The 9,322-nt window shown below is 32.0% G+C and carries 8 protein-coding genes; 3 read left to right on the forward strand and 5 right to left on the reverse strand.

Features of this window, described 5'->3' with window-relative positions:
• Nucleotide 1 precedes the first annotated feature (1 nt).
• Nucleotides 2–889, reverse strand: a complete 888-nt coding sequence (locus tag F553_RS0108540; protein WP_008539869.1) for a branched-chain amino acid ABC transporter permease — start codon at nucleotides 887–889, stop codon at nucleotides 2–4.
• A 59-nt stretch (nucleotides 890–948) separates the two neighbouring features.
• Complete coding sequence (locus F553_RS0108545) at nucleotides 949–2,133, reverse strand: ABC transporter substrate-binding protein (protein ID WP_008539868.1); 1,185 nt, start codon at nucleotides 2,131–2,133, stop codon at nucleotides 949–951.
• A gap of 403 nt (nucleotides 2,134–2,536) precedes the next feature.
• Here F553_RS0108545 and F553_RS0108550 point away from each other — a divergent pair, with 403 nt between their 5' ends.
• A complete protein-coding gene (locus F553_RS0108550; RefSeq protein ID WP_018999777.1) occupies nucleotides 2,537–4,165 on the forward strand; it encodes a peptide chain release factor 3 in 1,629 nt (542 codons plus the stop codon).
• Between the two features lie 34 nt (nucleotides 4,166–4,199).
• Here the strand turns inward: F553_RS0108550 and F553_RS0108555 are convergent, their stop codons facing one another.
• On the reverse strand, nucleotides 4,200–4,973 hold the full coding sequence (locus F553_RS0108555; RefSeq protein WP_018999778.1) for a DUF4931 domain-containing protein: 774 nt from the start codon (nucleotides 4,971–4,973) through the stop codon (nucleotides 4,200–4,202).
• Nucleotides 4,974–5,170: 197 nt separating this feature from the next.
• Here F553_RS0108555 and F553_RS0108560 point away from each other — a divergent pair, with 197 nt between their 5' ends.
• Nucleotides 5,171–6,826, forward strand: a complete 1,656-nt coding sequence (locus F553_RS0108560; RefSeq protein WP_008539865.1) for a putative polysaccharide biosynthesis protein — start codon at nucleotides 5,171–5,173, stop codon at nucleotides 6,824–6,826.
• 15 nt (nucleotides 6,827–6,841) lie between these two features.
• On the forward strand, nucleotides 6,842–7,726 hold the full coding sequence (locus F553_RS0108565; RefSeq protein ID WP_008539864.1) for a diacylglycerol/lipid kinase family protein: 885 nt from the start codon (nucleotides 6,842–6,844) through the stop codon (nucleotides 7,724–7,726).
• Between the two features lie 103 nt (nucleotides 7,727–7,829).
• On the opposite strand, the gene F553_RS0108570 is transcribed toward F553_RS0108565, so the two are convergent.
• Together F553_RS0108570 and F553_RS0108575 are read right to left on the reverse strand one after the other, a co-directional pair.
• Nucleotides 7,830–8,723 carry a DMT family transporter gene (locus F553_RS0108570; RefSeq protein WP_018999779.1) on the reverse strand — a complete coding sequence of 298 codons (894 nt, stop codon included), beginning with the start codon at nucleotides 8,721–8,723 and terminating at the stop codon, nucleotides 7,830–7,832.
• Between the two features lie 349 nt (nucleotides 8,724–9,072).
• A partial coding sequence (locus tag F553_RS0108575; protein WP_018999780.1) for an IS3 family transposase occupies nucleotides 9,073–9,322 on the reverse strand: 250 nt, incomplete at its 5' end.

The raw sequence follows: 9,322 nt of genomic DNA on the forward strand, positions 1-9,322 counted from the left end.
CCTACACTTTCTCATTAGTATTCTTACCAAAAATACCAGATGGTTTGAATAACAATACTAATATTAATATCGCAAAAGCTGCTGCATCACGGAATGTAGAAGATATAAAGCCGGATACTAAAGCTTCTATTACACCTAAAACAATACCACCAGTCATAGCTCCTGGGATACTACCGATACCACCTAATACAGCGGCAACGAAAGCTTTAAGCCCTGGCATAATCCCCATAAGTGGGTCAATAGAGTTATAATATACACCTACTAAAACACCACCAGCGGCAGCTAATGCTGAACCAATACCAAAAGTAAAAGAAATTACTCTATCTGCATTTATACCCATGAGTTGAGCTGTTTCTGTATCAAAGGATACAGCACGCATAGCTTTACCCATTTTAGTTTTCTGTACAATGTAAGTGAGTAATACCATCAAAATTACAGTAATGATAAAAATTAATAATTGCTGTCCATTAATTACAAATGAACCAATATTTAAAGATAAGGAATCAATAACATTTGGAAAAGTTCTTGGTGTTGGTGAAACAAAATACATACTTGTATATTCAAGGAAAAATGAAACCCCAATAGCTGTTATTAATAGTGATATACGTGGAGCTTTACGCAATGGTTTATACGCTATTTTTTCTACTAAAATTCCTAAAAGACCAGTAACAACCATAGAGATGATAAGTGCTGGAATAATTGACATCTTAGTCATTGTTACAGCATAAAAGCCTACATACGCACCAACCATATAAATATCACCATGGGCAAAGTTTATCAACTTGATAATACCGTATACCATGGTATAGCCTAAAGCAATCAATGCATAAATACTACCTAAGGAAATACCATTGATTAATTGCTGTATTAATTGCTCAAAAAAATCCATCTTACTTTCCTCCTTCACAAAGAAAGGCCGCAAAATTGCGGCCCTTTCACCTAGTATAATCAGCCTTCTGCTGTTGTTGGTGTAACTCTTTGTTTAAGAACTTTATTACCATCTTTCATTTCAATAATGAAAGCATTTTTTATCAAGTTGTGATTTTCATCAACAGTAAGTTTACCTGTACCAACTTGTAAATCTTTAGTTTCTGCTAATGCTTTCTGAATTGCTTCTGGATCTGTGCTACCTGCACGTTTTATAGCATCAACGAGCATTTTACCTGCATCATAACCAAGAGCAGCAAATACACCTGGAGCATGACCATATTCTTTTGTGAATGCATCTACAAAAGCTTTAGCATCTGGATCTGTTTCAGTATAGTGAGTGATGAAGTAAGTATTATTAAGTGCATCTGCACCAGCGATATCTACTACTTTTGTATCATCCCAACCATCTGTACCTAAAATTGGTTGTGTAATACCAAGTTCACGTGCTTGTTTTACAATTTTACCAACTTCTTCATAGTAAGCAGGAATATAAATTATATCTGCATTTGCTGTTTTAATATTTGTAAGAGTTGCTTTAAAGTCTTGGTCTTTAGCTACGAAAGCTTCTTCCATTACGACTTTACCGCCTAAAGCTTCAAATTTATTTTTAAATACTTCAGCTAAGCTCTTAGAATAATCTGTACTAGAGTCTAAATAAATAACAGCTGTTTTAGCTTTTAATTCGTTAGCTGCAAAAGCTGCCATTGTATTACTTTGTAATGGGTCAATGAAGCAACCACGGAATACAAATGGTTTAACTTGACCATTTTCTACTGTAATATCAGGGCTTGTTGCATCAGGTGCTATAATTGGCACTTTATTTTCAGTTGCTACCTGAGATTCAGCTTGTACTGCACCAGAAGTTGCAGGGCCTACGATAGCTACAACTTTATCATCAGAAATAAGTTTTGTAGCTGCATTAGCTGCTTCAGCAGGGTCTGATTTATTATCAGCTTCAACTAGAGTAATTTTTTTACCATTAATTCCACCGGCGTCATTAGCTTCTTTGATAGCTAATTTCAAACCTTCTAATGTTGTTGTACCATAGTTGGCAACATTACCAGTCATTTCAAAATTGGCACCGATTTTAATTTCATCACTATTTGCTGCTTCTTCACCGCCACAACCAGCGAAAATACTACCGAACATTGTCATACCAAGAAGTAATCCTGCTATGCGCAAACGTTTTTTAGAAAAATTCATTATGATTCCTCCCAGCATAGGCCTAAAATATAATTATTATAATTCCTTTATGTAGGTCTTAGTCTTGATGTTGTTTATTATACTTTACAAGTTTACAACAGTCAAGTACCTAATTTAAAAATTTTATATTTTTTATCTTTTAATAAGCAATAAATAATATGTACTATCTAGTAAATATATCCTTATTTTTTACACTAAAAATAATTTATTTACAATAAATTCCCTATTTCTTAATTATATATTTAAATCTGTTACCTTTAAATATATATATTTATGTATATTATTACAGGACATTTAATTATAATGCTTAATTATGATGCTTATTTTAATAAACTTCTACCACTCTATCATTACTTATGATAGAATAAAAAGATAGTACTATTTTTTTATAGGAGGATTTAAATTGTCGGAATTACAAACTGAAATTCAAAAACGACGTACTTTTGCGATTATCTCTCACCCAGATGCTGGTAAAACTACTTTAACTGAAAAATTATTGCTCTATGGAGGTGCAATCCATTTAGCAGGTTCTATAAAATCCCGTAAAACTCAACGTCATGCTGTTTCTGACTGGATGGAAATTGAAAAACAGCGTGGTATTTCTGTAACTTCTAGTGTGCTTCAATTCGATTATGCTGGTTGCCGTATCAATATCCTTGATACTCCAGGTCACCAAGACTTCAGTGAAGATACTTATCGTACACTAATGGCTGTAGATAGTGCTGTCATGATTATCGACGTAGCCAAAGGTGTCGAAGCACAGACAAAAAAATTATTCAAAGTTTGTAAACAACGTCATATTCCAATTTTTACATTTGTTAATAAACTTGACCGTTTTGGTAAAGCTCCACTTGAATTAATGGAAGAAATCGAAGATGTTTTAGGTATTCGCTCTTATCCAATGAATTGGCCTATCGGTACAGATGGTCATTATAAAGGTATTTATCACCGCGAAACTGAAAAAGTGGAATTATTCAGTGAAGATACATCTCATGGTCAAGAAGAACGTGAATCTGTAATTTTTGATTTAAAAGATCCAAAAGCTAAAGAAATCATTGGCGACACTGATTATCAAGCTTTATTAGATGATATTGATTTACTTGATGTTGCTGGTGAACAGTGGTCTATGGACAAAGTAAATAAAGGTGAATTGACACCTATGTTCTTTGGTAGTGCCATGACTAACTTCGGTGTACGTGGTTTCTTAGAAGAATATCTTCGTCTTGCACCAGCTCCTCAACCTCGCATGAGCTCCGATGGTCTTATCAGCCCTGATGATGAAAAATTCTCTGGCTTCATCTTCAAAATTCAAGCTAATATGAACCCTGCTCATCATGATAGATTATCCTTTATTCGCATTTGCTCTGGTAAATTCGAACGTGGTATGAGCGTTTATCATATGCAAGGTGGCAAAGCTGTAAAACTTTCTCAGCCACAACAATTCTTAGCTCAAGACCGTCAAATCATTGATACTGCATACCCTGGAGATATTGTTGGTTTATTTGACCCTGGTATCTTCGGTATCGGCGATACACTTTGTATGCCTTCTCACAAATTCAAATTTGCAGATTTTCCTGTATTCCCACCAGAAAGATTTGCTCGTGTTTCTGCTAAAGATACTATGAAACGCAAACAATTCGTAAAAGGTATCATGCAGCTTACACAAGAAGGTGCTGTACAATTATTCCAACAAGCAGGTGCTGGTATGGAATCTTATATTGTTGGTACTGTAGGACAATTGCAGTTTGATGTATTAGAATACCGCTTAAAAAGCGAATATAATACAGAAATAGTCATGAATATGCAACCATTTGAAGTTGCTCGTTGGCTTCGCTTCAAAGATAATCGTCCTGTAACTCCAGAATCTCTCCGTGGTGCTGACCGTGGAATGTTCGTATATGATATGAAAGATCGTCCTGTACTTCTTGTAAACAACGAATGGGCATTAGGCTGGATTCAAGATAATAATCCAGATTTAGAAATGTTCCCTGTACCACCAGAAAAACAAGATGCTGAAGACGATATGAAATAATTTAATAAATAAAAAAACGACTACGCTTAAATGCTTAGTCGTTTTTTTTGTCAAAATATAATTGTTTTATATGTTTTGCAATCTCTTGTAAATTATTTGGCACAAGCTCGATATTATAGCCAATGAATAATGGAGATGTTGCAAATCTAGGCATTATTTTTACATGTATATTGCCTTCAATTAAATAGAAGAATAAATTATAACTGCTACAATTTACGCTGAAATGGTTCATGATATAATCGACGCCTATCTGCACAAATTCAGCTAAGGTATCGATATCATTTAAACCTTTCATAATTACATTGACTTCTGTAAATCCAACACGTGGCTTTGTAGACAAGTTCATAACTACATTATTTTTTTCTGCAATTTTAATGCCCTCAAATTGGCGTTTATCACACATATTTTTAAACTCTAAATTTTTAATGCCCACAATTTGCATATGTGGATGACGCATAGTTCCACCAGATAAAGGGCCATGATTTTTGAAGAAAAGCACTGTTTTATATTTTTTACTATTAATGATATTGAGCCAGTGATTTATACTAAAATGCATGAGTTCTTGCATATGCTCTAAAGTATAATCTGGAATATCTGCATTACATTCACTGCCTTCAATAATTAATAATTGATAAGCTTCTTGTAAAACTTGATATTTATTTTCTAATAATATCATATCATTTTTTATTTCTATGATATTTTTTAAACTTTTCACATCACAAAATGGACAAGCAACTTCTCTATGTACAATATTTTCAGGTTTTGATTTACCAATATTTATATCAAATCCTAGATAATTATACTCCATAAAAATTTTCCTTTCTTTTTTTATTTTACTCAAACTCATTCAATGTTTACTTAATCCTAGCTTTATAGCTATAAAAGTAAAATATACTAGCATAGTTTTACGATAAATGCTATAATTTTCTAGTATAATTACTTTTTTAAGCTGTATTTACTATTATACAGTCTTTTCAATTAAAAGAAAATGATGTTTTAAAGCAGGTGTTTTCCATTAACGAACAAGATAATACTTCAAAAAAATCTCATAAAGCTGAAAGCTTTTTAAAAGGAACTTTTATATTAACAGTCGCTAGCTTAGTAGTTAAAGTTATCGGCTCATTAAACTGGATTTTTGTTTCCCGCGTTTTAGGCGGTGAAGGTATCGGTCTTTATCAAATGGCTTTTCCTATTTATTTTTTAGCCTTGACCGTTTCTTCTGCAGGCGTTCCTGTAGCTATCTCTATTATAACAGCTGAAAGAGTTGCCTTAAATGATATTTTTGGGGCAAAACGCATTTTTCGTATTTCCATGTGCTTTATGTTCTGCACTGGTTTATTTTTTAGTTTGCTGACCTATTTTGGTGCTCAATGGCTCATAGATTGGCAATTTGTGCGTGACCCTCGTGCATATTATTCTATTATTGCACTTGCTCCGGCTGTATTCTTTGTTACTATCTTAGCTAGTTCTCGAGGATATCTCCAAGGTTGGCAACGCATGACACCAACTGCTGTATCACAGATTGTTGAACAGATATTCCGCGTTGTAACCATGATTTTATTTGCTCAACTCCTTTTACCTTATGGACTTGAATATGCTTCAGCTGGTGCTTCTTTAGGTGCTTTAGCTGGTGCTATTACTGGTGTCATGGTTTTAGTTTATTTCCATATAAAATTAGAAAAAGATATTGTCAAAAACTATGGTAATGAATTAAAGCCTGTAAATGATGCTCAAACAGCTTCTGTCTGGAAAATTATTAAACGTATCTTTGTATTGGCACTTCCAGTTTCTGCTGCTAGTATCATGCTTCCAATTGTATCTAACCTTGATTTATTAATCGTACCAGCGCGTTTAGAAGTAGCTGGTTATAGCGTAAATGAAGCTACAGAATTATTCGGTTATTTGACTGGTATGGCTGTACCACTTGTCAATCTTTCCACTATTTTAACAGCTTCTCTTGCTGTAAGTATCGTACCTGCCATCTCTGAAGCTCGTACGTTAAAAGATAAAACACGTTGTTTCAATCAAACAGCAGCTGCTATGCGTATTTCAAACTTTATCTGTTTCCCTGCATTTGTAACAGTTATGATGTTGGCTGTGCCTATCTCAACTTTAATCTACAATGCACCTGGAGCAGGCCCTGCTGTTTGGGTTTCATCCTTTAGTATAGTATTACTTGGACTTCATCAAGTTACTACTGGCGTTCTTCAAGGACTTGGACACCCTACTATTCCAATGATTAATATGGTTATCGCTGCCATTGCTAAAGTTATTTTAAACTGGGTATTAACAGCACAGCCTTCACTTGGCATCATGGGTGCTGCATGGGCTACTGTTGCTGATATCGGTATTGCAGCTTTAATTAATCTATATTTCTTATACAAATATATCAATTATAAAATTGAAATCATGCAATTATTAAAAACTATTGTTTCTGCTGCTATCATGGCTGGTATTATTCATTTTGGCTATGAATTCTTATTATACGAAACAGCAAGCAATGCTTTAGCTACTTTTGCATCTTTATTCGTTGGTATGTTCTTCTATATTATTGTCTTAATTTTAATCGGTGGTATCATGGAATCAGATATCGAACGCATTCCTATGATTGGTGCCCCTAGTATTCGTTTCTTCAAAAAAATTGGTGTTTTAAAAAATTAATGGAGAGATTATAAAATGAAAAAATTTCTATTGGCATATAATCCAGTTTCTGGTGATGCCATGTTTAAGAAAAAATTAGACGATATTATCAATCAATTTCAAAGTCGTGACTGTATCATCATGCCTTACCGCACTAAAAAAGAAAGCTTTGACCCTTTCTTTGCTAATTGCGTACGCAATGTAAATGCCGATGGTATCATTGCAGCTGGTGGCGATGGTACTTTGCATAAAATAATCAATATGACCTTAAAAGAAAATCTTGACGTACCTGTAGGTATTATTCCTAGTGGTACATCTAATGATTTTGCTTCTCATCTTGGTATTGATGCCAAATTTGATGAATATATCAATAGTATCATCACTGGAAAAACTCAATATGTAGATGTTGGCTCTATTGGTGATGAATACTTTATCAATGTAATCAGTGCTGGTATGATGACAGGTGTTGCTCATGAAGTTGATACTCGTCTTAAAAATACTTTTGGTAAATTAGCTTATTATTTCCGTGGACTCGGTGAACTTCCTAGATTTCGCGGTTTAGATTTCACAATTGAAGCTGATGGTGAAATCATCAAAGAAAAAATCTTCTTTGTATTAGTCGTTAATTCACCTGTTGTAGCTAGCTTCAAAAATATATCTATGGACGCCAAAATCAACGATGGTAAATTAGATATGATATTATTAAAACAATGTAATATTCCTGAATTGATGAAAATTGTAGCTGATACAGTGGCAGGAAAAACATCTTTTGATAATAAAAATATCATCTATAAACAAGCATCTTATTTCAAATTCTCTTGCCCAGACCGCGTAGAAAGCGATTTAGATGGTGAACTTGGCCCTGTATTACCACTAGAAATTCATACAGTTTCTAATAAATTAAAAATGTTTGTCTTATAAAATAAACAAAATGCACTTTAAAAGTTAGATTGATATTCTACTTTTAAAGTGCATTTTTTATAAGTATAACAATTTATAATATAAAAAAAATAATTCACAATGTTTATTTTTTACTTAATATCATTCCCACTAAAATGCATATAGTACCTAAAACTTGTCCTAATACTAAAGTTTCTCCTAATAATATATATGCAAATATAAGAGAAAATACTGGCAACAAATACTGATAAATTGCAGTTCTTACACTACCAATTTTACCAACAGCCCATACCCATACAATATTACCTAACCAAAGAGCAAAAACTCCAGAATAAACTACACTTATCCATGCTTCATTAGATAAAGTTTCAAAATTTATAAATTGTAACTCTGGTATTCCTAATAGAAAAAATACAATAGCCGAAATACTCATTAAAAAACTTACAATTTGACAAGGAGAATATTTATTAAGTAAATCCTTAGCATAAATAGTATAATAAGCATTACTAAATTGTCCCAAAACTACTACTAATGTACCAATTAAATGATGATTAGCAAAACTGATCTCTTTATTTGAACTAAAAATAATTGCCATCATTCCTACAAAAGAAATAATTAAACCTAAAATAACATTTTTGGACAAAGGATTTTGTTTAAACAATTTATTTAATAATGCTACTGCTAATGGCATAATAGCTGAAGCTAATGATGCATTACCTGCAGTTGTTTTTGATAATCCAAAAGTTAAACAAACTTGTGTCAAACAAAATCCACCTAAAGCCAATAATATTAAATATTTTAAATCTGTCCATGGCATTTTTCTATATGTATGTGTCTTATATAACCAAAGCCAACATAATAGTGCTGCAATAGTTAAACGTAAAGCATTATAGATAAATGGTCCTATTTCCTCAATTCCTATTTTCATTACTGCATTGTTTGATGACCAAATTAATATAATGCTTAAAATACTAAATTCAAAAAAATATTTTTTACCCAATTTAATTAAACTTCCCATTTTTTAACTTCCCCTTTTTAGCAAACGTTTACTATTTCCCATAAATACAGATATATTAACTTTCATTTTTAAATATTGTGAAAATTTTATTATTTTATCATGAAAATTTATAAAAACTTAATTTTATTGAACTTTATACTTTCCCCCTTTCTTAAAATTTTCTTATCAACAATTTTATTTTTAATATATTTTATTTTTTCTCTATCCAATTCCTTAGTAAACGTTTTCTTTAATTTCATAGTATAATTATACTACTTACTATTAAATTTGTAAATATTTTCAGAATTTATTTTTTATAATAAAAAAGAGAAGAATATATGATATGCACCCAAAATATTGGACATATTAATTAAGCTACTAATTGAGACTTAGTTCTGTATTCTACAGGACTAAGTCCTTTTAGTTTTATCTTTATCCGTTTTGTATTATAATATTTTATATAAGATTTTAACTCTTTTATAAAATCTTCAACGGATTTAAATTTTTTTAAATAGAACAATTCGCTTTTTAGCAAACCAAAGAAATTTTCTATTACGGCATTATCTAAGCAGTTTCCTTTTCGGCTCATGCTTTGGATAATGCCTTTTTCTTTTAATAAT

Source organism: Megamonas rupellensis DSM 19944 (assembly GCF_000378365.1).
Classification (GTDB): domain Bacteria; phylum Bacillota; class Negativicutes; order Selenomonadales; family Selenomonadaceae; genus Megamonas; species Megamonas funiformis.